A 24,415-nucleotide genomic window follows, 5' to 3' on the forward strand; every position below is an offset into this window, starting at 1 on the left:
ATCACATGATGAATAACAGTGGTCCGGCGGTCGCCGTGAGCGGCCTGCAGGTCGTGCGCGGCAGGCGTCGGGTCATCCCGGGCCTCGACCTCGAGATCCCCGGCGGCCAGGTCGTCGGCCTGCTCGGCCCCTCCGGCTCGGGCAAGTCCACGCTCATGCGCTGCATCGTCGGCGTCCAGGTCGTCGAGTCGGGCACCGTGACGGTGCTCGGCCACCCCGCGGGCTCGGCCGTGCTGCGCGACCGCGTCGGCTACGTCACCCAGAGCCCCAGCGTCTACGCCGACCTCAGCGTGCGCGACAACGTCACCTACTTCGGCCGAGCCGTCGGACTGAGGGGCGCCGAGCTGCGTGAGGCCGTCGACCGCACCCTGGCCGAGGTCGACCTCACGTCCTACGCCGACCAGCTCGTCCAGGACCTCTCCGGAGGCCAGGAGTCGCGCGTCTCCCTCGCTGCGGCGCTCGTCGGGCGGCCGAGCCTGCTCGTGCTCGACGAGCCGACCGTGGGACTCGACCCGGTGCTGCGCCGCGACCTCTGGGACCTCTTCCGGCACCTCGCCGACCGCGGCCACTCGCTCGTCGTGTCGAGCCACGTCATGGACGAGGCGACCCGCTGCGACCGCCTCGTCCTGCTCCGCGAGGGGAGGGTGCTCGCCGACGTCACACCCGCCGAGCTGCTCCAGCAGACCGGTGCCGTCGACGCCGACGCCGCCTTCCTCGCGCTCATCGACGCCGAGACGGCCAGGACTGCCGGCTCCGGTGAGAGGAGCGCGTCATGAACGCCGCGCTCACCGTCGCCACCTCGGGGCGCGTGCTGCGCCAGGTGCGCACCGACCGTCGCACCATCGCGCTCATCATCGTCGTGCCGTGCGTCCTGCTCGGGCTGCTCGCCTGGATCTACGACGGCACACCGGTCTTCGACGCGATCGGGCCCGCCCTGCTCGGCGTCTTCCCGATGATCGTCATGTTCATCGTCACCTCCGTCGCCACCCTTCGCGAACGCCAGACCGGCACGCTCGAGCGCCTCCTGACGACGCCGATGGGCAAGGGCGACTTCATGATGGGGTATGCCGCCGCGTTCGGTGCGCTCTCCACCGTGCAGGCCCTGATCGCAACGGGATTCGCCGTGTGGGTGTGCGGTCTGGACGTGGCCGGGCCGCTGTGGCTCCTCGTCGTGGTCGCCGTCTTCGACGCCGTCCTCGGCACGGCGCTCGGGCTCCTCGCGAGCGGCTTCGCGCGCACCGAGTTCCAGGCCGTGCAGTTCATGCCCGCGTTCCTGCTGCCCCAGTTCCTGCTGTGTGGTCTGCTCGTGCCCCGGGACCAGCTGCCGACGGTGCTCGAGTGGGTGAGCAACGTCCTCCCGCTGTCCTACGCCGTCGACGCGATGAAGGAGATCGCGAGCAACGCCGACCCCGTGACCGCCGTGCTCGGCGACCTCGGCGTCGTCGCGGCCTTCATCGCCGGTGCGCTCGCCCTCGCCTCGCTCACGCTGAGCCGCCGCTCGGCCTGACGGCATACGTCACCGACGGGGCGCCACTAGGGTGAACGCATGCGCCTGGGCGTCATCGACATCGGGTCCAACACGGTCCACCTCCTCGTCGTCGACGCCCACCCCGGCGCGCAGCCGCTCCCGGCGTTCTCGCACAAGACCGAGCTGCGGCTGTCGGAGAGCCTCGGGGTCGACGGACGCGTCAGCGACGTCACGGCCGACCGACTCGTCGCCTTCATCCACGAGTGCCTCGCGGTGGCCGAGGACCAGGGCGTCGGCGACCTCTTCGCCTTCGCGACCTCGGCGCTGCGCGAGTCGCCCAACGGCGAGGCCGTCATCGAGCGGGTGCGTGCCGAGACCGGCGTCGAGCTCGAGGCCCTCAGCGGCTCGGACGAGGCACGCATGACCTTCCTCGCGGTGCGTCGCTGGTTCGGGTGGTCGAGCGGCCGCCTGCTCGTCGTCGACATCGGCGGGGGGTCGCTCGAGCTCGCGGCCGGCCTCGACGAGGAGCCGGACGTCGCACTCAGCCTGCCGCTCGGCGCCGGACGCCTCACCCGTGAGCACCTGCCCGACGACCCGCCCACCGAGGCCGCCGCGCGCGAGCTCCGCTCGTTCGTGCGCACCACGCTCGCCGAGCGGGTCCGACCCCTGCTGACGGCCGGGGCGCCGGACCGGGCCGTCGGCACGTCCAAGACGATGCGGTCGCTGGCCCGGATCGCCGGCGCGGCGCCCCGTGCCGACGGTCCCTTCGTGCCGCGCACCCTGACTCGCGACGACCTGCGCCGGATCGTCGCACGGGTCGGACCGCTCGACGCAGCGGCGCGTGCGCACCTGCCCGGGGTCTCCGAGGGCCGCGCCCGCCAGCTGTATGCCGGGGCGCTCGTCGCCGAGGCCGCCCTCGACCTGCTCCAGGTCGAGCAGCTCGACATCTGCCCCTGGGCGCTGCGCGAGGGCCTCATCCTCCGGCGCCTCGACCACCTCACGTCGTGAGGGCGGCCCGGTCGCCGGCGACCACGCCGTGACCTGCCCCGTGACCCGCCCCGTGGGACGCGCCCGGCGGTGGCGCACAATGGCCGCATGACCATCCGGGTCGGCCTCTCGACCGCCTCGCTCTATCCCGACAACGCGGCGACGGCCTTCGCCACCGCGGCGCGGCTCGGTTACGACGCGATCGAGGTCATGGTCTGGACCGACCCCGTCACACGGGAGGCCGGCGCGCTGCGGGCGTTGTCCGAGCTGCACGGCCTGCCGATCGTCTCGGTGCACGCGCCGACGCTGCTGCTGACCCAGCGGGTCTGGGGCACCGACCGGTGGGGCAAGGTCGACCGCTCCATCGACCTCGCGCTGGAGGTCGGCGCAGGCACCGTCGTGCTGCACCCGCCGTTCCGCTGGCAGCGGGAGTATGCCGCGGGGTTCGTCGACGGGGTCGCGCTCCGCGAGCAGGAGTCGGGGATCAGGCTCGCGGTGGAGAACATGTACCCGTGGCGCACAGCACGGCGCGAGGTCATGGCCTACCTCCCGCACTGGGACCCGGTGGGCCAGCCCTACGCCAACGTCACCCTCGACCTGTCGCACACGGCGACCGCCGGCTCGGACGCGCTGGCGATGGCCCAGGCCCTCGGTGACCGTCTCGCGCACCTGCACCTCGCCGACGGGCTGGGGTCGTTCCTCGACGAGCACCTCGTCCCGGGCCGTGGCGGGCAGCCGTGCGCGGCCGTGCTCGAGCACGTGGCCGACAGCGGCTGGCAGGGTGACGTCGTCGTCGAGGTCTCGACCCGCAAGGTCGGCCGCGAGCAGCGTGAGGTCGACCTCGCCGAGGCGCTGGCCTTCGCCCGGCTCGCGCTCGTCCCGACCCGCGGAGCCAGCCGCATCTGACCGCAACACACCGAGCAGGTCGCAACTCACCGGCATCCGATCCCGGTGGGCCGGCACCTGCTCGGTGTGTTGCCGGGGTCAGGCGGTGGTGGGGCGCCAGCCGCGGGGGCGGACCGAGATCATGTCGACGCTCGCGTCGGGGGCGGCGTCGATGGCCAGGCGAGCGGCGCGCACGACCGAGGCCACGTCGAGGTAGGCGCCGGCGTCGTACTCCGCCCCCTCGAACTCGACGAGCTCGCGCTGCATGTCGGTGTCGACCCGGCCCGGGTGCAGCGACGTGACACGGACCCCGTGCTCGCGCTCCTCCTGCCGCAACGCGTCGCTGAGCGCCCGGAGCGCGAACTTCGACGCGCAGTAGGCGCCGGAGGCGGGCGTCGCGGTCAGGCCCGACCCGGAGTTGACGGTGATGACGAGCCCGTGGGCGGCGCGCAACGCCGGCAGCAGGGCCCTGGTCACGGCGGCGACCGCCACGACGTTGACGGTCATCGAGTCGGCCCAGTCGCCGACCGGGGACTCGGCCACGGTGCCGTTGCGCAGGACTCCGGCCGAGTGGACGAGCACGTCGACCCGGTGCAGACGGGGCACGAGCGCATCCAGGGCGCTCGCGAGCGACCCGCCGGCCGAGCAGTCGGCGAGGTCGGCGACGAGCCCCTCGGCTGACGGGAACGACGCGACGACCTCGGCCACCGACTCCGGACTGCGTCCCCCGATGACGAGGTGGTGGGTGTCCGCGAGGTCGCGGGCGACGGCGAGCCCGATGCCCCGCGTCCCGCCCGTGACGACGGCGACCGGCCGGTCACCACCCGTCGAGGTGGAGGGTGAGGCCGGCGAGGAGGGGGAGGCGGAGGTCATGCGGTCACCCTACGAGCCGGACGGCATACGCCCTCGGTCAGGCGAGGCCGAGGCCGTGCGCCTCCTCCCACAGGTCGTCGCGGACCCGCGGGTGCGCGCACTCCTCGATGATGTCGCGGCACTGGTCCTTCTCGCTGCGGCCCCAGAGCGGAGCGACGCCGTGCTCCGTGACGATGGCGCTCTGCTGGAAGCTCGTGACGGGCTCGTCGAGCAGCGGCACGATCGTCGACACGTCCGCCTTCGGGTGCCACGACCGCAGTGCGATGAACGACTGGCCGCCGGGGGAGTGCAGGGCACCGACGATGAAGTCGGTCTGGCCGCCGAAGCCGGAGTGGATGCGGGCGCTGATGCGTGAGGCGTTGGCCTGTCCGAAGAGGTCGACCTCGAGCGCCGTGTTGACCGAGGTCATCTGCCGCTGCGAGGCGATGAGGCCCGGGTCGTTCGTCTTCTCGGTGCGCATCATCCGGACGCGCGGGTTGCCGTCGAGCCACGCGTAGAGGGCGGGCGAGCCGAAGCTGAACGACGTGACGAGCGGGTGGTCCGGGTCGAGCGCGCCCGCCTCGTCGAGGGCGAGGACGCCGTCGGAGAACATCTCGGTCCACATGCGCAGTCCGCGTCGGGACGTGAGCCCCGCGAGGGTCGCGTCCGGCACCGCTCCGATGCCGAGCTGCATCGTCGCGCCGTCCTTGACCATGGCCGCGACGCGCTCGCCGATGACCTGGCTCTCGGGGTCGGGCGGCAGGGCCGCGTGCGACGCCATCGGGGAGTCGACCTCGACGACGAGGTCGATCTGCTCGAGGGGCACCTCGGCGTCGCCGAACGTGTAGGGCATCTGCGGGTTGACCACCGCGACGACGAGCCCGCCGCGCGCCCGGCACGCCTCGAGCGCCGCCGGCAGCACGTTGACCTCGAGGCCCATGCTCACCTGGCCGTGCCGCGGCGGCGCGCAGTGCAGGAGCACCGCGTCGGGCGGCAGGGCGCGGGCGAAGAGGAGCGGGACGAGGGACAGGCGCGAGGGCACGTAGCGCAGCCGCGGGTGACGACGCATCCCCGGTCCGACGAAGCACGTCTCGACGGTCACGCCCTCGCGCGTGGGCAGTCCCGCCGGTGCGTTGAGCGCGTGCAGCACGTAGGTCGGCTGGGCCTCGTCGAGCGCGCGCACCGCCTCCCACGGCACGGCCATGTTGCCGCTGACGACGACTCGAGGGTTCTCGGGAAGTGTCCGCAGGCGCTGGGTGAGCTCGTCGATCGTCGCCGTCCGCACGCCTTCATCCTCGCGCAGCGGGTGCCCGGAAGAGGGCGTATGCCGTCAACGTGACCTACGTCGCGAGGCGTGGCCGCGAGAGGCGCCGGTTCTCGTCAGCTGGCCTTCTTGGTGGCTGCCTTCTTCGTCGAGGCCTTGGCCGTCGTCTTCTTGACCGCCGTCTTCTTCGTCGCCGTCGTCTTCTTCGCGGCGGACTTCGTCGTCGCCTTCTTCGCGGCGGGCCTCGAGGCGGACGTGGCGGAGGAGTCGTCGTCCGAGGCGTCGGACGAGCCGGCAGAAACAGACGAACCGGACGAACCGGGCGCACCGCCGGTCCTGGCGGCCTTGGCCTTGTCGACGCTGCGCTGCAGGGCAGCGAGCAGGTCGACGACCTCGGTCTCCTCACCCTTGGCCTCGGGCGTCTCGGTGATGTCGCCGCCCTCGATCTTCGTCGCGACGAGCTGGGTCACCGCCTCGGCGTAGTCGTCCTCGAACTCCTCGGGCTCGTAGTCGCCTGACAGGGAGTCGACGAGCGAGCTCGCCATGGCGAGCTCCTTGGCCGTCGCGTGCGTCTCCTCCGAGAGCGACTCGAACTCGGGAGCGCGCACCTCGTCGGCCCAGAGCAGCGTCTGGAGCACGATGACGCCGTCGCGCACCCGGAGCACTGCCAGGGTCATGCGGGTGCGCACCGAGACGGTGACGAGCGCCATCCGGTCGGCCTTCTCGAGGGCGTCGCGGAGCAGGACGTAGGGCTTGAGACCGGTCTTGTCCGGCTCGAGGTAGTAGCTCTTGTCGAAGAGCAGCGGGTCGATCTGCTCCGAGGGCACGAACTTCTCGATCGAGATCTCCTTCGTCGACCGCGTCGGGAGGCTCTTGAGGTCCTCGTCGGTCAGCACGACCATCTGGCCGTCGGCGGCCTCGTATCCCTTGGCGATGTCGGAGTAGGGCACCTCCTCGCCGTCGATGGAGCAGACGCGCTGGTACTTGATGCGGCCGCCGTCCTTCTCGTGGACCTGCCGGAACTGCACGTCGTGGTTCTCCGTCGCCGAGAAGAGTCGGACCGGCACATTGACGAGGCCGAACGACACGGCGCCTTTCCAGATGGCTCGCATGGGAACAAGAATGCACCCATGCGCCCCATGCTCGCGACGGCTACGACGACCATTCCGGTCGGCGACCGCTGGCAGCACGAGGTGAAGTGGGACGGCATGCGGGTGCTGGCAGACGTCGTGGACGGCGAGCTGCGCCTCTTCTCCCGCACCGAACGCGACGTCACGGTGGCCTTTCCCGAGCTGCGGGGGCTCGCCGACGAGTACGCCGACATGCTCCTCGACGGCGAGATCGTCTCGATGCGCGACGGCGTGCCGTCGTTCGCGGCGATGGCCGAGCGCTTCCACGTCACCGACGCCCGGCGGGCGGCGATGCTCGCCGAGGCCGCGCCCGTCACCCTCATGACCTTCGACCTGCTGCGCCTCTACGGCGTCGAGCTGCTGTCGCGCGCCTGGACCGACCGCCGCGCGACGCTCGAACGACTCGAGCTCGCCGCACCCCGGTGGCAGACGCCCCCGACCTTCTCCGACGGCGTGACGCTGCACGCCGCGACCAAGGAGCAGGGCCTCGAGGGCATCGTGTCCAAGCGCACGGACTCGGTCTACGTGCCCGGACTCCGGTCGCCGCACTGGCTGAAGTCGCCCCACCGCGGCACCGTCTCGGTCGTCATCGGCGGCTGGCGTCCGGAGTCGACCGGCACCGTCTCGCGCCGCCTCGGCGCGGTGCTCGTCGGCGTCCCCGGCCCCGGCGGGTTGCGCTACCTCGGCCGTGTCGGGTCGGGGCTCGCGGGCAAGACCGGACAGGCCCTGATGCGCGACCTCGAGTCCCTCACATCGGCCGAATCCCCTTTTGCCACCGACGTTCCCGCGGAAGACTCGTCCGGTGCCACCTGGGTGCACCCGGTGCTCGTCGCCGACGTGCAGTCGCTGGGACTCAGCGGGCAGGGCAAGCTGCGCCAACCGGCATACAAGGGCCTGCGCGGTGACCTCACCGCCGTCGACGTGGACAGCGACGTCGACGACCACGGGGACGGTGAATGATGCCCTACGAGGCCACCAAGGTCACCGTCGAGGTCGACGGCCGACGGATGAGGCTGTCGAGCCTCGAGAAGGTGATGTACCCCCGGACCGGCACGACCAAGGCCCAGGTGCTCGACTACTACGCGCGCATCGCCCCGGTGATGCTGCCGCACCTGCGCGACCGCGCCGTCACGCGAATCCGCTTCCCGCACGGGGTCGGTGACATGCAGTTCTTCGAGAAGAACATCCCCGCCGGCACCCCGTCGTGGATCCGGAGAGCCGGACGAGACCCCGTGTTCCCCCTCATCGACGACCTCGCCGGGCTCACCTACTTCGCCAACCTCAACTCCCTCGAGCTGCACGTGCACCAGTGGCGCTACGAGGGGGAGGGCCGCGACGCGGAGGCGCGGGGTCCCGACCGGCTCGTCATCGACCTCGACCCCGGGCCCGGCACGGGCCTGCACGAGTGCGCCCGCGTCGCGCTCATCGTGCGCGACCGGCTCGGCGGCATCGGCCTCGACACCCTTCCGGTGACGAGCGGCAGCAAGGGACTCCAGCTGTATGCCGCGCTGCCCGGAGCGCACACGAGCGACGAGATCCGCGACACGGTCCAGCAGCTCGCGCAGGAGCTGACCAAGGCCCATCCCGACCTCGTCGTGTGGAAGATGGCCAAGGAGCTGCGGCCCGGCAAGATCTTCCTCGACTGGAGCCAGAACGTCGCGGCCAAGACCACCGTGTGCCCCTACTCCCTGCGCGGCCGCGAGAGCCCGACCGTCGCGGCACCGCGCTCGTGGGACGAGATCGAGGCAGGAGCGGACGGGGGCGAGCTGACCCAGCTGACCGCGGACGAGGTGCTCGAGCGCGTCGCGCGCGACGGCGATCTCGCCGCAGCGATCACTGGTTGAGCCGCGCGCCACCGGGTAGGGGGCGCGAGAGGGCCCGGCACCTGTGGTGTGCCGGGCCCTCTCGTCGGTCGTGACCGGTTCGGTCAGTGCGCCTTGTCGTAGGCCGCCTGGACGTCGGCCGAGATGCGGCCGCGGTCCGAGACGTCGTGACCGTTGGCCCGGGCCCACTCGCGCACGGCCGCGAGGTCGGTGCGCTTCGCCGCACCGGCACCCGCACGACGACGCGACGAGGCCTTGGCCGTGCCCGCGCGGCGGGCATGTCCCGTCCACGTCGCGAGGTCGTCGCGAAGCTTGCGGGCATTCTTGTCGGACAGGTCGATTTCGTACGTGACGCCATCAAGGGCGAATGTCACCGTTTCGGCGGCATCTCCACCATCGATGTCATCGATCAACACCACTTCGACACGCTGAGCCATTTTTCTCCATCTGCAATTCGGTGTGGGAGGGGTAATCCGCGAATGCGTGACCCGCGGGCAGTATCAATTTAGCGCCCTGCGGCTCTGAATGCATTTCCATCCAAAACAATGGCGCCCGGACGATATTTCCGGTGTCGGATCGTGACCTCTGAGGGGATTGCCGATAAAGGCCTCGGGGGCGTTGACGGCTAACGCCGAGATGCCCGTTCGACAAGGCCTCGTGCGGGTCTCGTCAGGGCGTTGCGCGGGTGTCGTCAGGGGGCGGAGGGGCTGCTCGGAGAGCCGGCGGTGTCAGCGGTGTCAGCGGTGTCGGCGGCATCCGGAGTGCCCGGGGCAGCGGAGGCGCTCTGGCGCGCGGTGCTGGCGCGCCGGTCGTGCTGGGCCTCCCACTGCGCCTGGGCGAGGCGCTCACGACGGTCGCCCTCGAGGATGCTCTTGATGACGAAGTAGAAGAGCGTGCCGACGCCCACCGTGGGCACGATGGCGAGCACGTAGGGCAGAACCGATTCCATGGCGCCATTTTCTCACGCCGTCCCGGCAGGCCACTCCGGGCGCTGTCGCACGCGCGCCGTACGGTCGTGCCCATGGCTACGAGGACGACGACCCGACGCACGCCCGGCTTCCGCTGCGCCGAGTGCGGGTGGACCACCGCGAAGTGGGTCGGCCGCTGCGGGGAGTGCCAGGCCTGGGGCACGGTCTCCGAGACCGGCGCCCCGACGGCCGCCCGCACGACCGCGGCCACCGCGGTCACGCCGGCGCAGCGCATCGGAGAGGTCGACCTGACCCGGGCAGCCGCCCGCCCCACCGGTGTGGCCGAGTTCGACCGGGTGCTCGGCGGTGGTCTCGTCCCCGGGGGCGTCGTGCTCGTGGCCGGCGAGCCCGGCGTCGGCAAGTCGACCCTGCTGCTCGACGTCGCCGCCCGGGCCGCGCGGTCCGGCTCCGAGGTGCTCTACATCAGCGGCGAGGAGTCGGCCGCCCAGGTGCGCACCCGCGCCGAGCGCATCTCGGCGATGGCCGACACGCTCTACCTCGCCGCCGAGACCGACCTCGCCACCGTGCTCGGCCACGTCGAGGCCCGTTCGCCGGGGCTGCTCGTCGTCGACTCCGTGCAGACCATCGCCAGCGCCGACGTCGAGGGGCAGGCGGGCAACGTCTCCCAGGTGCGCGAGGTGACGGGCAGCCTCATCGCCGCGGCGAAGTCGCGTGGGGTCGCGGTGCTCCTCGTCGGGCACGTCACCAAGGACGGCTCGATCGCCGGGCCGCGCCTGCTCGAGCACCTCGTCGACGTCGTCATCCAGTTCGAGGGCGACCGTCACTCCGGGCTGCGCCTCGTGCGCGCCGTGAAGAACCGCTTCGGCCCCACCGACGAGGTGGGCTGCTTCGAGCTGACCGACTCCGGCATCACCGGCCTGGCCGACCCCAGCGGGCTGTTCCTCTCGACGCGCGACCACGCGGTGCCCGGCACGTGCGTCACCGTGACCCTCGAGGGCCGGCGGCCGCTCGTCGCCGAGGTCCAGGCGCTCGTGGCGACCTCGACCCTGCCGTCGCCGCGTCGCACCTCCAGCGGGCTCGACGCCTCGCGGCTGGCGATGATCATCGCCGTCCTCGACAAGCGGGCCGGCGCGCCGGTGGCCTCCCGCGACATCTTCGCGGCCACCGTCGGCGGTGTCCGCATCACCGAGCCGGCCGCCGACCTCGCCATCGTCTGCGCCGTGGCCTCCTCCGTCGTCGACAAGCCGCTGGCTCCCGACGTCGTCGCCTTCGGTGAGGTCGGGCTCGCCGGGGAGGTGCGCCGCGTCACCGGACTCGACCGCCGGCTCGCCGAGGCGGCGCGCCTCGGCTTCCGCCATGCCCTCGTGCCCGCGGGGAGCCTCACCGGCACCGTCGTGCCCGCCGGACTGCGCGCCGTGGAGGTCGCGGACGTGCCGCGAGCCATCGAGGCCATGGGACGCCTCGCCGGTGGTCGGTCAACGAGCGCGGCTGCGGTCGGCACCGTCTAGACTGCGAGCGACCGGGCGGGACGCTCGGCGCCCCCATTGCGAACAGGGAAGTGATGGACCGGAACGACGAGCTGCTGCTCCGCGCGGCCCTCGCCGCGGTAGCCCCCGGCACGGAGCTGCGCGACAGCCTCGAACGGATCCTGCGCGGTCGCACCGGAGCGCTCATCGTGCTCGGTTTCGACCGTGTCGTGGACTCGATCTGCACGGGTGGCTTCGTGCTCGACATGGAGTTCTCGGCGACGCGCGTGCGCGAGCTGTGCAAGATGGACGGCGCGGTCGTGCTCGACCGTGAGGGCACCCGCATCCTGCGCGCCGCGACGCAGCTCGTCCCCGACTCACGCATCGAGACGACCGAGTCCGGCACGCGCCACCGCACGGCCGAGCGCGTGGCCAAGCAGACCGGCTTCCCCGTCATCTCGGTGAGCCAGTCGATGGGCGTCGTCGCGCTCTACGTCGGCGACCTCCGGCACGTCATCGAGGGCTCGCCGACGACCCTCTCGCGCGCCGACCAGGCCCTGCAGACCCTCGAGCGCTACAAGTCCCGCCTGGACGAGGTCACCGGGACCCTGTCCGCGCTCGAGATCGAGGACCTCGTCACGGTCCGCGACGTCACCGCGGTGCTCCAGCGTCTCGAGATGGTGCGCCGCATCTCCGCCGAGATCCAGGACTACGTCGTCGAGCTCGGCACCGACGGCCGCCTGCTCAGCCTCCAGCTCGAGGAGCTCGTCGGCGGGCTCGGCAACGACCGCGAGCTCGTCATCCGCGACTACCTCCCCGCGACGAAGTCCGGGCTCGACGTCGACGAGGCGCTCGACAACCTCCAGACGCTCAACGCCGTCGAGCTGCTCGACCTCGCGGCCGGCGCCCGCGCCGTCGGGTTCTCCGTCGTCGGCGACAGCCTCGACGTCCCGGTCTCGCCCCAGGGCTACCGCCTGCTGACCAAGGTGCCGCGCCTGCCCACCGCCATCGTCGACCGCCTCGTGACGCACTTCGAGTCGCTCCAGCGCCTCCTCGCGGCCGGCATCGAGGACCTCATGCTCGTCGAGGGCGTCGGCGAGGGCCGGGCCCGAGCCGTCCGCGAGGGCCTCTCGCGCCTGGCCGAGTCGAGCATCCTCGAGCGTTACGTCTGACCGGCTCCGCCGTCGTCCGCTGTCGTATGCCGTCCCGTGAGGTCCCGCTGTCGCTGCTCCACGAGCGCGTCAACGGTTGGTACGCCGAGGCGGGGCGCAAGGAGCTGCCGTGGCGCGCGCCGGACGCCACGCCCTGGGGTGTCTTCCTCTCCGAGGTGATGTCGCAGCAGACGCCGCTCTCGCGCGTCGAGCCGATCTGGCGCGAGTGGATGCAGCGCTGGCCCACCCCGGCCGACCTCGCGTCCGCCGCCCCCGGTGACGCCGTCCGGGCGTGGGGGCGCCTCGGCTACCCGCGTCGTGCGCTGCGCCTCCACGAGGCGGCGCGGGCCATGGTCGAGCGACACGGGGGCGAGGTGCCGGGCCGACCCGAGGAGCTGCTGGCCCTGCCGGGGGTCGGCGCCTACACGGCGGCAGCCGTCTCGTGCTTCGCGTTCGGCATCCCCGAGGTCGTCGTCGACACGAACGTCCGGCGCGTGCTGGCCCGCACCAGGGAGGGCAAGGCCTTCCCGAATCTCACGCTGAACCGGGCCGAGGCGCAGCTCGCAGCCGACTCGATGCCGGCCGAGCGGAGCACGGCCAACACGTGGAACGTCGCGGTCATGGAGCTCGGGGCGCTCGTGTGCGTGGCGCGCGGGCCACGGTGCGACGAGTGTCCGGTCGCCGACCTGTGCGCCTGGAACGTCGCGGGCCGGCCGGCCTACGACGGACCACCGAGGCGCGGTCAGAGCTGGCACGGCACCGACCGGCAGGTTCGGGGCGAGCTGCTGCGCCGGCTCCGCGACGCCCACGCGGCACTGCCCCTTGCCCGCCTCGAGGACTCGGCCGACGACCGGACGCAGGTGATGCGCTGCCTCGACTCGCTCGTCGCCGACGGCCTCGTCGAGCCCCTCGAAGGCGAGCGCTACCGCCTCCCGGCGTGACCGGCCCGGCTCAGAGGTTGCCGAGCACCCGGTCGACGACGATCTCGATGACCACCCGCTGCGGGTTGGGTCGCGGCTCGCGGTAGCGGGCGGCATACCGTCGCTCGGCGTCCGACACCGAGGCGGCGTCGTCCACGACGCGGGCGTGGCCCTCCAGCGTCAGCCAGTGTCGGCCGTCGACCTGGCAGAGGGCGGCGCGGCCGCCGCGAGCCGCGTTGACCGTCTTCTGACTCGACCGGCTGGTGATGACCCGCGCCACGAGCGACTCGGTGTCCCAGGTGAACCCGACGGGGGTGACGTGCGGGCCACCGTCGCCGCGCAGCGTCGTCAGGGTCGCGAGGTGTCGCACGGACAGGAACTCGAGGGCGTCCGGGGACAGGTCGCGAGGGGAGGAGGCCACGGGCCCACGGTAGATGACGAGGGGCAGATCGGCCGCCCGGGGTTGCCGGAGGACCCGCCGACTTGTAGCGTCGCCCCTCGTGCCATCTGCCGGGCGCGTGGGTCGAGGGGGAGGTGTCGAGGCGTCGTGAGGACCTTCTGGCTACTCGTCCGGGCGGGCTTCCGCCGCCACTCGACCTACCGTCTGGCACTGCTCGCGGGGGTCACGACCAACTCGGTCTTCGGCTTCATCCGGGCCTCGGTGCTGCTGGCCGCCCTGGCGTCGGCCGGCTCGGCCATCGGCGGCTACGACGCGCCCACGGCGCTCGCCTTCGTCTGGTGGGGGCAGGCGCTGCTCGGGACCGTCAACCTGTGGGGCTTCGCCGAGGTCAAGGACCGGGTGCGCACGGGCGACATCGCCGTGGACTTCCTGAGACCGGTCGACCCCCAGATGGCTTACCTCGCAGGCGATCTCGGCCGCGCCGGGATCAACCTCGTCGGTCGCGGCGTCCCGGCGATCCTGCTCGGTGGGCTCCTCTTCGACCTGGCGTGGCCGCCCTCTGCGCTCAGCTGGGTGGCGGGGGCCGTCTCCGTGGTGCTCGCGGTCGTCGTCGCCTTCGCCGGCAACTTCGTCATCAACCTGCTCGCGTTCTGGCTCGTCGAGATCCGTGGCATCACGCTGCTGTGGATGATCACCGGTGGTCTGCTCTGCGGGCTCTACCTGCCCGTGCCGTGGTTCCCGACCTGGCTGCGGACCATCGCCAACTGGTCGCCCTTCCCGTCGATGCTGCAGAACCCCATCGACATCCTCGCCGGTCGCGTCGTCGGGACCGACATCGCCTCCGCGGTCGCGGTCCAGGTCTTCTGGGCCGTGGCGCTGCTCGGGCTGGGGCAGCTCGTGCTGCGGGCCGGTCGCCGTCGCCTGGAGGTGCAGGGTGGCTGACGAGAGCCTGTCCGAGCGGCTGCGGCCCTACCGGGTGCTGCTCGCCTCGCGTGCCCGCGCGCAGATGCAGTACCGCGCGTCGTTCGTCACCGACATCCTCGGCACCGTGGGCGTGGGGCTCGCGGAGTTCGCCGAGGTCTGGGTCATCTTCCACAACGTCGACGTGCTCGGCGGCCTCGACTTCACGGCCGCCCTGCTCGTCTTCGCCCTGTCCAACCTCGCCTTCTCGCTCGCGGACATGTTCGTCGGCCACCTCGACCAGCTGCCGCGCTTCATCCGGGCCGGCCAGGTCGACGCGTTCTACGTGCGCCCACTGCCGCTGCTCGCCCAGCTCATGACGAGCGACCTCTCGCTGCGGAGGGTCGGCCGTCTCGCGGTCGCGCTAGTGGCGCTCACGGTGGCCCTCGTGACGGCCCCGATCGCCTGGTCGGCGGCCACCGTCGCACTCATCGTCCTCACGGTCGTGAGCGGTACCGCGATCTTCTCGGCCCTCTTCACGGCAGCGGGTGGCCTGCAGTTCTTCCTCGTCGACGGCTCCGAGTTCACCAACGCCTTCACCTACGGCGGGTCGTATGCCGCCCAGCAGAGCCAGCAGGTCTTCCCCGGTCCGCTGCGCATCTTCTGGACGTTCGTCGCGCCGACCGCCTTCGTCGCCTACATCCCGGCCGTGGCCGTCCTCGGCCTTCCGGGCGACCGCCTCGCGCCGCACTGGCTCGCCTGGTGCACGCCCCTCGCGGCGCTGCTCGCCTGGGCCATTGCCGGTCTCTGCTGGAGGCTCGGGACCCGTCACTACCAAGGAGCAGGTGGATGAGCGCCGACAGCATCATCGAGACGCGCGAGCTGGTGCGCGACTTCAGGAAGACCCGAGCGGTCGACCGGATGACCTTCTCCGTCGAGCCCGGCGAGGCGGTCGGCTACATCGGGGCCAACGGCGCCGGCAAGTCGACGACGATCAAGATGCTCACCGGCATCCTCAAGCCGACCTCGGGTCACGTGCGCACGTGCGGGCTCGACCCGATGCGCCGGCGCGTGGAGGTGGCGCGTCGGCTCGGAGTCGTCTTCGGCCAGCGCTCGCAGCTCTGGTGGGACCTGCCGCTGCGTGACTCGTTCACCATCCTCGGCGCGATCCACCGGATGGACGACGGCTCGACCCGCGCCCGCACCGACCTGCTCGTGGAGCAGCTCGAGATGGGTCCCCAGCTGGGCACGCCGGTGCGCTCGCTGTCCCTCGGACAGCGGATGCGCGCCGAGATCGCCGCGGCCCTGCTGCACTCTCCCGAGCTGCTCATCCTCGACGAGCCGACCATCGGGCTCGACGTGCTCTCCAAGCAGCGGTTGCGCGAGTTCCTCGTCGCCGAGCGGCACGAGCAGGGCACGACCTTGCTGCTCACGACGCACGACATGGGCGACATCGAGCGGCTCTGCGACCGGGTCCTCGTCGTCGACCACGGGCGGCTCGCCTTCGACGGCACGCTCACGGGGCTCGCCGGAACGGTGGGTGCCCAGCGGATCCTCGTCCTCGACCTGGCCGGGCCGACCCCCGACCTGTGCGACGTGCCGGGGGCGACGCTCGTGCAGAGCGAGTCCGACGGGCTGCGTCAGCGGTTGTCGTTCGACAGTGCGGCGACGACCGTCGCGGCCGTCCTGGCCCACGTCTCGTCCCGGCACGAGGTGCGTGACCTGACCATCGAGGAGCCGGACATCGAGGACGTCGTCCGGCGCATCTACGCCGCCTCCGGCCGCGACTGACGTTCCCCCGTCGGGAGGCCACGTCTGGCGCCTCGCTCACCGTCGAGAGGCCACGTCTGGCCCTCTGTCACCGTCGAGAGGCCACGAGTGGCTCCCGGTCGTGGTCGAGTGGGGGCCGCCTGGCCGGCTCGTCTGGTGTGAGGAGCGGCGTCCCTCGAGCCAGGGCCGCTCAGGAGTGGGACGACGGGGTCGAGTGGGCGAGCAGCCTCGTCGTCGAGACGAGCACGGCGACGAGCACGACCGCCGCGAACACCACGAGCACGGCCGACGCGGGGAAGAACGTCACCGCGACACCGGCTGCCACGACGGGGACCGTGATCCCGACGTAGGCGGCGAGGAACATCCCGGCCAGGGTGCCGCCTCGGTGCTCGGGCGAGGAGACCGTGGCGGCCGTCGTGATCGCGACGTTGAAGACGAGCCCGACGCCGGCCCCCGCCAGGACGCCGGCGACGACGAAGACGGGTAGTGACGTGGTCCAGGCGCCGACCGCGACGAGGACGAGCCCGACCGACATGGCGGCCATGCCGGCCCGCAGGCGGTCGGGGACGTCGCGTGCGCCGAGGACGACCTGCGACACCGTGGAGGCGCCGATGACCCCGAAGACGATGGCGCCGGTGAGCAGCCTCGAGTGCAGGCCGAGCGTGCCCCCGACGAAGCTGGCCGTGAGCGAGGTGAACACCCCGAGCACCGAGAACGAAGCGGCCGCAGCCACGGCGGCGGCCGAGAAGTGCGGTCGTGCCTTCGGCTCGACGCTGACACGCTGGGGCCGGTAGGCCGGTCGCCCGGCCGGGCGGTCGACGGTCTCGGGTGCGAACAGCAGGGCCACGAAGGCCAGGACGAGCAGGACGACCCACACGGCATACGGCACGGTGAGCGGGTGGGGGAGGAACTGGGTGAGCAGCCCGGCGACGAGCGGGCCGAGGGCGAGGCCGCCGGTGTTGACGGCTCCGGCGACCACCGAGGCGAAGCGGCTGTCGGCGCCGGGCCGTCCGACGGCGTGGAGCTCGGCGAGGTGGGCGGTCGCGGTCGCTGTGACGGCCCCGATGCCGAGGCCGCAGAGGAACCGCGCCACGAGCAGGCTGCCGGTGTCGTGGAGGAGGGCGAACATCACCGCGCTGACGATCTCGACCGTCGTGGCCGCGAGGAGCACCCGTCGCCGGCCGAGGTAGTCGCTGACGTGGCCGGCGAGGTAGAGACCGCCCATGACGCCCACGCCGTAGGCCGCGAAGATCAGCGTGATGACGAAGGTGGGGAAGCCGTCGAGCTGCTGGTAGAGCGGGTAGAGCGGGGTGGGCAGCGTCGTGAAGGCCATGAGGACCGTGAAGGCCCCGACGACGACCCAGAAGCCGCGGCGGTGCCGGGCGCGGGAGGCGTCGTCGTGGTCGGCGCGGGTGCTGCGCGGGGTGGTCGTCGTCATGCTCCCAGCGTGCGCCCCCGGCATTGATCGTGTCCAACGAGCACTGTCAGTCACATTCATCGATGTGAATGGTGAATGATGGACCGGTGGACACGAGGCATCTCGAGTACTTCGTCGCCGTCGCAGAGGAGCTCAGCTTCACCCGTGCGGCGGAGCGGCTCCAGGCGGTCCAGTCGACCGTCTCGTCGGGGGTCGCCGTGCTCGAGCGGGAGGTCGGGACGGCGCTGTTCATCCGCTCCACCCGCCACGTGGCGCTGACGAGGGCCGGCAGCGACCTGCTGCCGCGGGCGCGCACGGCCCTCGACGCCGTCTCGCAGATGCGCAGCGTCGGCGCCCGGGTCCGGGGAGCGGTCACGGGCTCGCTCCGCGTCGGGATGCTCACCAACCTCGAGTCCCTGCGCCTGCCCGAGATCTTCGGCGCCTTCCACCGCGCGCACCCGGGGGTCGAGCTGTCGATGCGCACGTCACCGCGCGGCTCCACGGGGCTCGTCCACGACGTGCGCCGCTCGCGCCTCGACGTCGCCTTCTGCGGCTTGGCGCTCGCCGACCTCACGGGCGTCCACGCTCAGGTGTTGCGGCGGCAGCCGTTCGTCGCGCTGCTGCCGTCCGGGCATCCTTACGCCACCGCACGCTCGGTCGCGATCGAGGACCTCCTCGCCGACGACTTCGTCGAGATGCCAGTGGGATTCGGCAACCGCAGGGTGGTGGACGACTGGCTCGTGACGGCCGGCCTGCGCCGCCGAGTCACCCTCGAGGTGCCGGACCTGTCGACGGTGCCCGCCTACGTGGCGGCTGGGCTCGGCGTGGCGGTCGTGCCCGAGCAGACGGCCGTGGACGCGCCCGAGCTGACCGGGGTCGTGGCCGTGCCGCTCGAAGAGCACCTCGTCTGGGAGCTGTCGGTCATCGCCCGGGCGGAGGGGCGCTCGCCCGCGGTCGACGCGCTGCTGGCCCACCTCGCACGACACCTTCCGTCGGCCTGAACCGCGGGAAGGCCGGCTCAGAGGGTGCGGAGCATCCGGGTGTTGCCGAGGGTGTTGGGCTTGACCCGCTCGAGGTCGAGGAACTCGGCGACGCCCTCGTCGTAGGACCGCAGCAGCTCGGCGTAGACGTCCATCGGGACGGCCTGGCCCTCGATCACCTCGAACCCGTGCCGCACGAAGAAGTCCGTCTCGAAGGTCAGGCAGAAGAGCCGCTCGACCCCGATCTCGCGCGCGTCCTCGACGAGCGTCTCGAGCAGCCGCCCACCCAGCCCCGTCCCGATCTGGTCGGGGGCCACAGCGAGGGTGCGGATCTCGGCGAGGTCCTCCCACATGACGTGCAGGGCTCCGCAGCCGACGACCCGCCCGTCGAGCTCGGCGATCCGGAACTCCTGGAGGCTCTCGAAGTACGTGACCGCCTCCTTGCTCACGAGGACCCGGCGCTCGGCGAGCGGCGCCACGAGGGCCCGGATGGCCCGGACGTCGGACGTGCGGGCACGCCGGATGACCGGCCGGCCCCCGGTCACGAGAGGTTCCCGTCACGGAACGCGGCGAACAGGCTGCGAGCCTGAGCGCCGAGCACGACGATCGACTGCTTCTCGGCCCAGCCGAACGCGCCCTTGGCCACCCCGCGCCCCACCTTGAGCGGGCTGAGCTGGTGCAGTCCCGCCGTGAAGGTCAGGATCTGCTCGGCCGTGAGGTTGCTCGTGCCGACCTTGCTGAAGCTCGTCAGCGCGGCGGGGATGGCGATCGGTCCGGCGAGCTTGGCCTTGACGGCGGCGGCGAGGATGACCTCCCCCTGGTGGCGCGACCGGCCGAAGTCACCGTCGGGCAGCGTCTTGCGCTCGCGGGCGTAGGCCAGCGCCTCGGCTCCCGTGAGGGTCTGCGGGCCGGCCTTGATGACCATGTTCCGGGCGTGCGAGGCGACGACGGTCCTCGGGATGACGATGGGGATGCCGCCCTGCTCGTCGACGATCTTCATGAAGCCGGCGAAGCCGAGCACGACGTAGCCCTCGACGGGCAGCCCGGTGACGGACCTGACCGTGGCGACCTGCGCCCGCGGGCCGCCGAACACCATGGCCGAGTTGATCTTGCCCTTGCCCCCGGTCGACAGCGGTACCCACAGGTCCCGCGCCATCCCCATGACCCCACCGCCACCGTTGCCGTCGATGCCGATGACCTGGAGCACGTCGGCGCGGGTGCGCTCGAGCGGCTGGCCCTTGCGGGCGTCGGAGCCGATGGCGAGCACCCAGCGCGGGCCGCCGCCGAGACTCGGTCGCGCGACGCCGAGCGAGGGCCACCAGCCACCGACGACCTTCCAGGTCGGGCCGACGGCGAGCGTCACGTCGTCCCCGGCGGTGACGACGGCGACGGGCGTGCCCATCCACGACCCGACCTCGGCCCTGGCGTCGACGGGACCGCCGGCGCTCTTGCGTGCCTTGAGCGCGGCCCCTGCGGAGGGGGTGGACGTCTGCGTGAGGTCGCCACTCGTGTAGACCGAGCGGACCAGCGTGGCGAGCGGCCCGGGGGCTCCTGCGACGGCGATGCCGGACGGTGCGCCCGCACCGGAGGACGGGCCGGGGGCGGTGCCCGCGTCCGACGACGACGGTGACGAGGTGGCCGACCCGGCAGGAGCGGGTGCCTCACCGGTGCAGGCTCCGAGCGCCACCGAGGCCGCCAGTGCCACCGCGACGACGACGGTGCCCGCCCGGGAGGGGAGCCTGCCTCGCGAGCCGGCGGGACGGCATACGCCATCGGTTCGCGGCCGGCCGGTCGGCGGGTGCTCGGAGGTCACGGCCCCACCGTAGACGACCCGCTCAGGCGGCGCGGGACGGCCTCGGCCCGCAGACACCGGCGAGCATCGGGGACGACGAAGGGGCCGGGGACTCGTGTCCCCGACCCCTCCGGTCGATCGGTCGAGCGGTCTCAGCGCTCCGTGCCGGTCAGCCCCGCGTCGGGGTAGACCTGGTCGTCGGGCACCGCCGGACCGGCCGTGATGTTGACCCCGAGGGCCTCGTCGAGGGCGGCACCCTCGGGAAGCTCCGGCAGGTCGTCGGCCGGGCGGTGGGCCGAGTCGGGGTGGGCCATGTCGGAGAAGGTGAACTTCTCCTCCTTACCCTCACCCTCGGTGTCGATCTTGATGTACTGACCGGAACCGAACTCGGCGAAGAGGATCTTCTCCGACAGGGCGTCCTCGATCTCGCGCTGGATGGTGCGGCGCAGCGGGCGCGCACCGAGCACGGGGTCGTAGCCCTTCTTGGCCAGCAGGTCCTTGGCCGCGGGCGTGAGCTCGATGCCCATGTCCTTGTCCTTGAGCCGCTTGTCGAGCTTGGCGATCTCGAGGTCGACGATCTGCGTGATCTCCGCGCGGTTGAGGTGCGGGAACACGATGGTGTCGTCGACGCGGTTGAGGAACTCGGGCCGGAAGTGCTGCTTGAGCTCGTCCGTGACCTTGGCCTTCATCCGCTCGTAGTCCGACAGCGTGTCCGGACCGGCCGAGAAGCCGAGCGACGTCTTGGAGATGTCCCTCGTGCCGAGGTTGGTCGTCATGATGATGACGGTGTTCTTGAAGTCGACCATCCGACCCTGCGAGTCGGTGAGGCGGCCGTCCTCGAGCACCTGCAGCAGCGAGTTGAAGATCTCCGGGTGGGCCTTCTCGACCTCGTCGAAGAGCACGACGGAGAACGGCTTGCGGCGCACCTTCTCGGTGAGCTGGCCGCCCTCCTCGTAGCCGACGTAGCCGGGAGGCGAACCGAAGAGACGGCTGACGGTGTGCTTCTCGGAGTACTCCGACATGTCGAGCTGGATCAGCGCGTCCTCGCTGCCGAAGAGGAACTCGGCGAGCGTCTTTGCGAGCTCGGTCTTACCGACACCGGTGGGGCCGGCGAAGATGAACGAGCCACCCGGGCGGCGCGGGTCCTTGAGGCCGGCACGCGTGCGGCGGATCGCCTGGGACAGCGCCTTGACGGCGTCGTCCATGCCGACGATGCGCTTGTGCAGCTCGTCCTCCATGTGGAGCAGTCGGCTCGACTCCTCCTCGGTCAGCTTGAACACCGGGATGCCGGTGCTCGCCGCCAGGACCTCGGCGATGAGCTCCTCGTCGACCTCGGCCACGACGTCCATGTCGCCCGACTTCCACTGGGCCTCACGGGCGGACTTCTCCTGGCGCAGGCGCTTCTCGTCGTCGCGGACGCGGGCCGCGCGCTCGAAGTCCTGGCCGTCGATGGCCGACTCCTTCTCGCGCACGAGCGCGGCGATCTTCTCGTCGAACTCGCGCAGGTCCGGCGGAGCCGTCATGCGGCGGATGCGCAGTCGCGCGCCCGCCTCGTCGATGAGGTCGATCGCCTTGTCGGGCAGGAAGCGGTCGTTGACGTAGCGGTCGGCCATGTTGGCCGCCGCGACGAGCGCCGCGTCGGTGATCGTGACCCGGTGGTGGGCCTCGTAGCGGTCGCGCAGACCCTTGAGGATCTCGATCGTGTGCGGGAGCGTCGGCTCCTGCACCTGGATCGGCTGGAAGCGTCGCTCGAGCGCGGAGTCCTTCTCGATGTGCTTGCGGTACTCGTCGAGCGTCGTCGCACCGATCGTCTGCAGCTCACCGCGGGCGAGCATCGGCTTGAGGATGCTCGCGGCGTCGATGGCGCCCTCGGCGGCACCTGCACCGACGAGCGTGTGGATCTCGTCGATGAAGATGATGATGTCGCCGCGGGTGCGGATCTCCTTGAGGACCTTCTTCAGGCGCTCCTCGAAGTCACCGCGGTAGCGGCTGCCGGCCACGAGCGAGCCGAGGTCGAGGGTGTAGACCTGCTTGTCCTTGAGCGTCTCGGGCACCTCGCCCTTGACGATGTCCTGGGCGAGGCCCTCGACGACGGCGGTCTTGCCGACGCCGGGCTCCCCGATGAGGACCGGGTTGTTCTTCGTGCGGCGCGACAGCACCTGCATGACGCGCTCGATCTCCTTCTCACGCCCGATGACCGGGTCGAGCTTGCCCTCGCGGGCAGCCTGCGTGAGGTTGCGACCGAACTGGTCGAGCACGAGGGAGCCCGCAGGCGTGCCCTCGGCCTGGCCGGGGCCGACACCGGCGCCGGCCTTCTCGCCGCCCTGGCCACCTTGGTAGCCGGAGAGCAGCTGGATGACCTGCTGGCGGACCTTGTTGAGCTCCGCGCCGAGCTTGACGAGGACCTGGGCGGCGACGCCCTCGCCCTCGCGGATCAGCCCGAGCAGGATGTGCTCGGTGCCGATGTAGCTGTGGCCGAGCTGGAGTGCCTCGCGGAGCGAGTACTCGAGAACCTTCTTCGCGCGGGGCGTGAAGGGGATGTGGCCGGTCGGGGCCTGCTGCCCCTGGCCGATGATCTCCTGGACCTGGGCCCGGACCGCCTCGAGCGAGATGTCGAGCGATTCGAGGGCCTTCGCGGCGACGCCTTCGCCTTCGTGGATCAGACCCAGGAGGATGTGCTCGGTCCCGATGTAGTTGTGGTTGAGCAGGCGAGCTTCCTCCTGCGCGAGGACAACCACCCTTCGGGCCCTGTCGGTGAACCGTTCGAACATGTTCTTCTCCTGACTGATCGAGAGACATCTCGATGCTATCCGTGCCCGCTGTGGACGAGCACACCCCGACCAACGCCGGTCGTGTCCCGCCTGTTCCCCATCCTGAGCGTGATCGGCTCAGGTTCTGCCGCTGTTCGCCGTGGGCGGACACGCGCGGGCGGGGAGTCGTCATCCTTGCGTATGCCGTGTCGTACCCGTGGTGCCCCGCGCCGCCACCGCGCGCCGCGGCCCCCAAACCTCCGCCGCGGTTGAGTTGTGGTGGTGGGGGTGCCGGATCGGCCTCCGTTTCTTCGCCCGGGTGGGGTTGTGGTGGTGGTTCCCGGCCACTCGGCGCGAACCGGACGTCAGGCGGGGAGGGAGATGCCGCTCTCGCGCGTGGGGAAGTGACGTCGCCACTCGTCCGTGAGCATTGGCACGGGCATGCCCTGCCGTGTCATCGCGCGCACGATGCGGGTGAGGGTTCGGCCCGGCGTTCGGTGGATGTCCTTCGCGACGACGACCAGCCGTCTCAGCTCCCAGTCGTCGAGCTGTTCATCCCGATTGATGTCCTGGTGCCATTGCTCTTCCGACTCTGCGTGCTGGCGCCCGTCATACTCGATGATGAGCCGCCACTGGAGGTAGGACAGGTCGTAGCGGAACAACACGTTCCCGTGCTCGTCGTAGACACGGTGGTCGACCTCTGGCTCGGGCAGGCCTGCGAGGACGATGAGCAGGCGCAGCCTGGTCTCCATCGGAGAGTCGACGCCGGCGCGGACAAGTCGCGCAGCGCGGCGAGCCAGGCGTGAATACGGGCCGCGGTGGTGCTCAGCCAGCGCTACCAGCTCGTCCGGCGTGAAGCGTCTCTTGCGGACCAGCGAGTCGCCGAGCACGACGACGTCGACCAAGCCCAGCAGGTGACTCATGTCGAGGAAGGTCTGCGCGGGAGCCGTCATCGGCAGCCCCATCCAACTGACGACGTGCTGTCGCGCCTTGGGGCGGTGGGCGGCGATGCCGAAGCACTGGGCCCGCATCCGCGGGTAGGTCACGTGGACGTCGGCGTCGTCTGGAACCACTCCGCCCCACAGTCTCGCGGCCGTGTGATGCGACAGGAAGCTGCGGGGTTCGGCAAGCAGCAGCGCTGCCTCGCCGAGCAGCCGGAGGGTGACAGGGGTCTCGGTGCTGACGTAGACGCCCCGGAACAGGGCTCGGTGCGCTCGTCGGAAGCGCCACGCGCTGAGCTGGTCCTCTCCGTTCTCGGAGCGCAGGAACGGTTTGTCGTTGCCGGGAGTGTCGGCGGGCCTCATCACGTCACTGTGCGGCACCAGACGCGGACCCCGTGTGGGTCATCCACAGCAGCCCGAACGGACAGCTCCAAGCCCGCCGCGGCGGGGTTGTGGGGGTTGCTGGGCCGGTTGGGCTTCTGGTTCTTCGCCCGGGCGGGGTTGTGCGGGTTGCGGGGCCGGTTGGGCTTCTGGTTCTTCGCCTGGGCGGACTTGTGGAGGTTGCGGCGCGGGGCGGGGGAGGGTGGGGC

General features: G+C 71.6%; 24 protein-coding genes and 1 pseudogene. 13 read left to right on the plus strand and 12 right to left on the minus strand.

The genetic code is table 11. From position 1 onward, the window contains the following. Positions 1 to 5 precede the first annotated feature (5 nt). The 4 genes from TAE01_RS16850 to TAE01_RS16865 all read left to right on the plus strand — a co-directional run bounded on the left by TAE01_RS16850 (position 6) and on the right by TAE01_RS16865 (position 3,361). Complete coding sequence (locus tag TAE01_RS16850) at positions 6 to 776, plus strand: ABC transporter ATP-binding protein (protein WP_186815259.1); 771 nt, start codon at positions 6 to 8, stop codon at positions 774 to 776. Then, positions 773 to 1,507, plus strand: coding sequence for an ABC transporter permease (locus TAE01_RS16855; RefSeq protein ID WP_147067973.1), 735 nt, complete (start codon positions 773 to 775; stop codon positions 1,505 to 1,507). The genes TAE01_RS16850 and TAE01_RS16855 overlap by 4 nt, the downstream gene beginning before the upstream one ends. A gap of 39 nt (positions 1,508 to 1,546) precedes the next feature. Next, the gene (locus tag TAE01_RS16860; RefSeq protein WP_147067974.1) at positions 1,547 to 2,476 is read left to right on the plus strand and encodes a Ppx/GppA phosphatase family protein; all 930 of its coding nucleotides are present in this window, start codon (positions 1,547 to 1,549) and stop codon (positions 2,474 to 2,476) included. An 87-nt stretch (positions 2,477 to 2,563) separates the two neighbouring features. Further along, entirely contained in the window at positions 2,564 to 3,361 is a 798-nt protein-coding gene (locus tag TAE01_RS16865; RefSeq protein ID WP_147067975.1) for a sugar phosphate isomerase/epimerase family protein, read from the plus strand. 78 nt (positions 3,362 to 3,439) lie between these two features. Here the strand turns inward: TAE01_RS16865 and TAE01_RS16870 are convergent, their stop codons facing one another. The 3 genes from TAE01_RS16870 to ku form a co-directional block, all read right to left on the minus strand. Continuing rightward, positions 3,440 to 4,213, minus strand: coding sequence for an SDR family oxidoreductase (locus TAE01_RS16870; RefSeq protein ID WP_147067976.1), 774 nt, complete (start codon positions 4,211 to 4,213; stop codon positions 3,440 to 3,442). A gap of 37 nt (positions 4,214 to 4,250) precedes the next feature. Beyond that, entirely contained in the window at positions 4,251 to 5,477 is a 1,227-nt protein-coding gene (locus TAE01_RS16875) for an acetyl-CoA hydrolase/transferase family protein (protein ID WP_147067977.1), read from the minus strand. Between the two features lie 95 nt (positions 5,478 to 5,572). Further along, positions 5,573 to 6,568, minus strand: a complete 996-nt coding sequence (ku, locus tag TAE01_RS16880) for a non-homologous end joining protein Ku (protein WP_147067978.1) — start codon at positions 6,566 to 6,568, stop codon at positions 5,573 to 5,575. 18 nt (positions 6,569 to 6,586) lie between these two features. Here ku and ligD (TAE01_RS16885) point away from each other — a divergent pair, with 18 nt between their 5' ends. Continuing rightward, positions 6,587 to 7,546: a non-homologous end-joining DNA ligase gene (gene ligD, locus TAE01_RS16885; protein WP_222594164.1), complete on the plus strand. Its 960-nt coding sequence runs from the start codon at positions 6,587 to 6,589 to the stop codon at positions 7,544 to 7,546. Further along, positions 7,546 to 8,430, plus strand: coding sequence for a non-homologous end-joining DNA ligase (gene ligD, locus TAE01_RS16890; RefSeq protein WP_147068000.1), 885 nt, complete (start codon positions 7,546 to 7,548; stop codon positions 8,428 to 8,430). Before ligD (TAE01_RS16885) ends, ligD (TAE01_RS16890) begins: the two co-directional genes overlap by 1 nt. An 83-nt stretch (positions 8,431 to 8,513) precedes the next feature. Here ligD (TAE01_RS16890) and TAE01_RS16895 read toward each other — a convergent pair whose 3' ends face one another. Next, positions 8,514 to 8,846 carry a histone-like nucleoid-structuring protein Lsr2 gene (locus TAE01_RS16895; RefSeq protein ID WP_147067979.1) on the minus strand — a complete coding sequence of 111 codons (333 nt, stop codon included), beginning with the start codon at positions 8,844 to 8,846 and terminating at the stop codon, positions 8,514 to 8,516. Between the two features lie 254 nt (positions 8,847 to 9,100). Beyond that, the gene (locus TAE01_RS16900) at positions 9,101 to 9,358 is read right to left on the minus strand and encodes a hypothetical protein (RefSeq protein ID WP_147067980.1); all 258 of its coding nucleotides are present in this window, start codon (positions 9,356 to 9,358) and stop codon (positions 9,101 to 9,103) included. 72 nt (positions 9,359 to 9,430) lie between these two features. On the opposite strand from TAE01_RS16900, the gene radA reads away from it, so the two are divergent. Genes radA through TAE01_RS16915 form a run of 3 tightly spaced genes read left to right on the plus strand, consistent with a single transcriptional unit; the run spans position 9,431 to position 12,896 of the window. Further along, positions 9,431 to 10,846, plus strand: coding sequence for a DNA repair protein RadA (radA, locus tag TAE01_RS16905; protein WP_147067981.1), 1,416 nt, complete (start codon positions 9,431 to 9,433; stop codon positions 10,844 to 10,846). Positions 10,847 to 10,899: 53 nt separating this feature from the next. After that, positions 10,900 to 11,976 (plus strand): DNA integrity scanning diadenylate cyclase DisA, encoded by a 1,077-nt coding sequence (gene disA / locus TAE01_RS16910; RefSeq protein ID WP_147067982.1) that lies wholly within the window; start codon positions 10,900 to 10,902, stop codon positions 11,974 to 11,976. A 26-nt stretch (positions 11,977 to 12,002) separates the two neighbouring features. Beyond that, a complete protein-coding gene (locus tag TAE01_RS16915; protein ID WP_147067983.1) occupies positions 12,003 to 12,896 on the plus strand; it encodes an iron-sulfur binding domain-containing protein in 894 nt (297 codons plus the stop codon). Between the two features lie 10 nt (positions 12,897 to 12,906). Here TAE01_RS16915 and TAE01_RS16920 read toward each other — a convergent pair whose 3' ends face one another. Continuing rightward, positions 12,907 to 13,296, minus strand: coding sequence for a PPOX class F420-dependent oxidoreductase (locus tag TAE01_RS16920; RefSeq protein WP_147067984.1), 390 nt, complete (start codon positions 13,294 to 13,296; stop codon positions 12,907 to 12,909). A 126-nt stretch (positions 13,297 to 13,422) separates the two neighbouring features. On the opposite strand from TAE01_RS16920, the gene TAE01_RS16925 reads away from it, so the two are divergent. Genes TAE01_RS16925 through TAE01_RS16935 form a run of 3 tightly spaced genes read left to right on the plus strand, consistent with a single transcriptional unit; the run spans position 13,423 to position 15,966 of the window. Beyond that, on the plus strand, positions 13,423 to 14,217 hold the full coding sequence (locus TAE01_RS16925; RefSeq protein ID WP_147067985.1) for an ABC transporter permease: 795 nt from the start codon (positions 13,423 to 13,425) through the stop codon (positions 14,215 to 14,217). Beyond that, the gene (locus tag TAE01_RS16930) at positions 14,210 to 15,028 is read left to right on the plus strand and encodes an ABC transporter permease (RefSeq protein ID WP_147067986.1); all 819 of its coding nucleotides are present in this window, start codon (positions 14,210 to 14,212) and stop codon (positions 15,026 to 15,028) included. The genes TAE01_RS16925 and TAE01_RS16930 overlap by 8 nt, the downstream gene beginning before the upstream one ends. Continuing rightward, complete coding sequence (locus TAE01_RS16935; RefSeq protein WP_147067987.1) at positions 15,025 to 15,966, plus strand: ABC transporter ATP-binding protein; 942 nt, start codon at positions 15,025 to 15,027, stop codon at positions 15,964 to 15,966. Before TAE01_RS16930 ends, TAE01_RS16935 begins: the two co-directional genes overlap by 4 nt. A gap of 169 nt (positions 15,967 to 16,135) precedes the next feature. On the opposite strand, the gene TAE01_RS16940 is transcribed toward TAE01_RS16935, so the two are convergent. Beyond that, positions 16,136 to 17,383: an MFS transporter gene (locus TAE01_RS16940; protein WP_186815260.1), complete on the minus strand. Its 1,248-nt coding sequence runs from the start codon at positions 17,381 to 17,383 to the stop codon at positions 16,136 to 16,138. Between the two features lie 86 nt (positions 17,384 to 17,469). Between TAE01_RS16940 and TAE01_RS16945 the strand changes: the two genes are divergently transcribed. After that, positions 17,470 to 18,363, plus strand: coding sequence for a LysR family transcriptional regulator (locus TAE01_RS16945; RefSeq protein WP_147067989.1), 894 nt, complete (start codon positions 17,470 to 17,472; stop codon positions 18,361 to 18,363). A gap of 17 nt (positions 18,364 to 18,380) precedes the next feature. On the opposite strand, the gene TAE01_RS16950 is transcribed toward TAE01_RS16945, so the two are convergent. From TAE01_RS16950 to TAE01_RS20730, 5 genes and pseudogenes are all read right to left on the minus strand, one after another. Then, positions 18,381 to 18,887 (minus strand): amino-acid N-acetyltransferase, encoded by a 507-nt coding sequence (locus TAE01_RS16950; protein ID WP_147067990.1) that lies wholly within the window; start codon positions 18,885 to 18,887, stop codon positions 18,381 to 18,383. Continuing rightward, positions 18,884 to 20,155, minus strand: a complete 1,272-nt coding sequence (locus TAE01_RS16955) for an LCP family protein (protein ID WP_147067991.1) — start codon at positions 20,153 to 20,155, stop codon at positions 18,884 to 18,886. Before TAE01_RS16955 ends, TAE01_RS16950 begins: the two co-directional genes overlap by 4 nt. A 131-nt stretch (positions 20,156 to 20,286) precedes the next feature. Next, positions 20,287 to 22,905 carry an ATP-dependent Clp protease ATP-binding subunit gene (locus TAE01_RS16960; RefSeq protein WP_147067992.1) on the minus strand — a complete coding sequence of 873 codons (2,619 nt, stop codon included), beginning with the start codon at positions 22,903 to 22,905 and terminating at the stop codon, positions 20,287 to 20,289. Positions 22,906 to 23,249: 344 nt separating this feature from the next. Further along, positions 23,250 to 24,188, minus strand: a complete 939-nt coding sequence (locus TAE01_RS16965; protein WP_147067993.1) for a DUF559 domain-containing protein — start codon at positions 24,186 to 24,188, stop codon at positions 23,250 to 23,252. Further along, positions 24,188 to 24,415, minus strand: a pseudogene (locus tag TAE01_RS20730) (hypothetical protein); the annotation flags it as partial. The pseudogene TAE01_RS20730 and the gene TAE01_RS16965, both read right to left, overlap by 1 nt.

The sequence above is a fragment of the Terrabacter aerolatus genome (assembly GCF_007991735.1).
In the GTDB taxonomy this organism is placed as follows: domain Bacteria; phylum Actinomycetota; class Actinomycetes; order Actinomycetales; family Dermatophilaceae; genus Terrabacter; species Terrabacter aerolatus.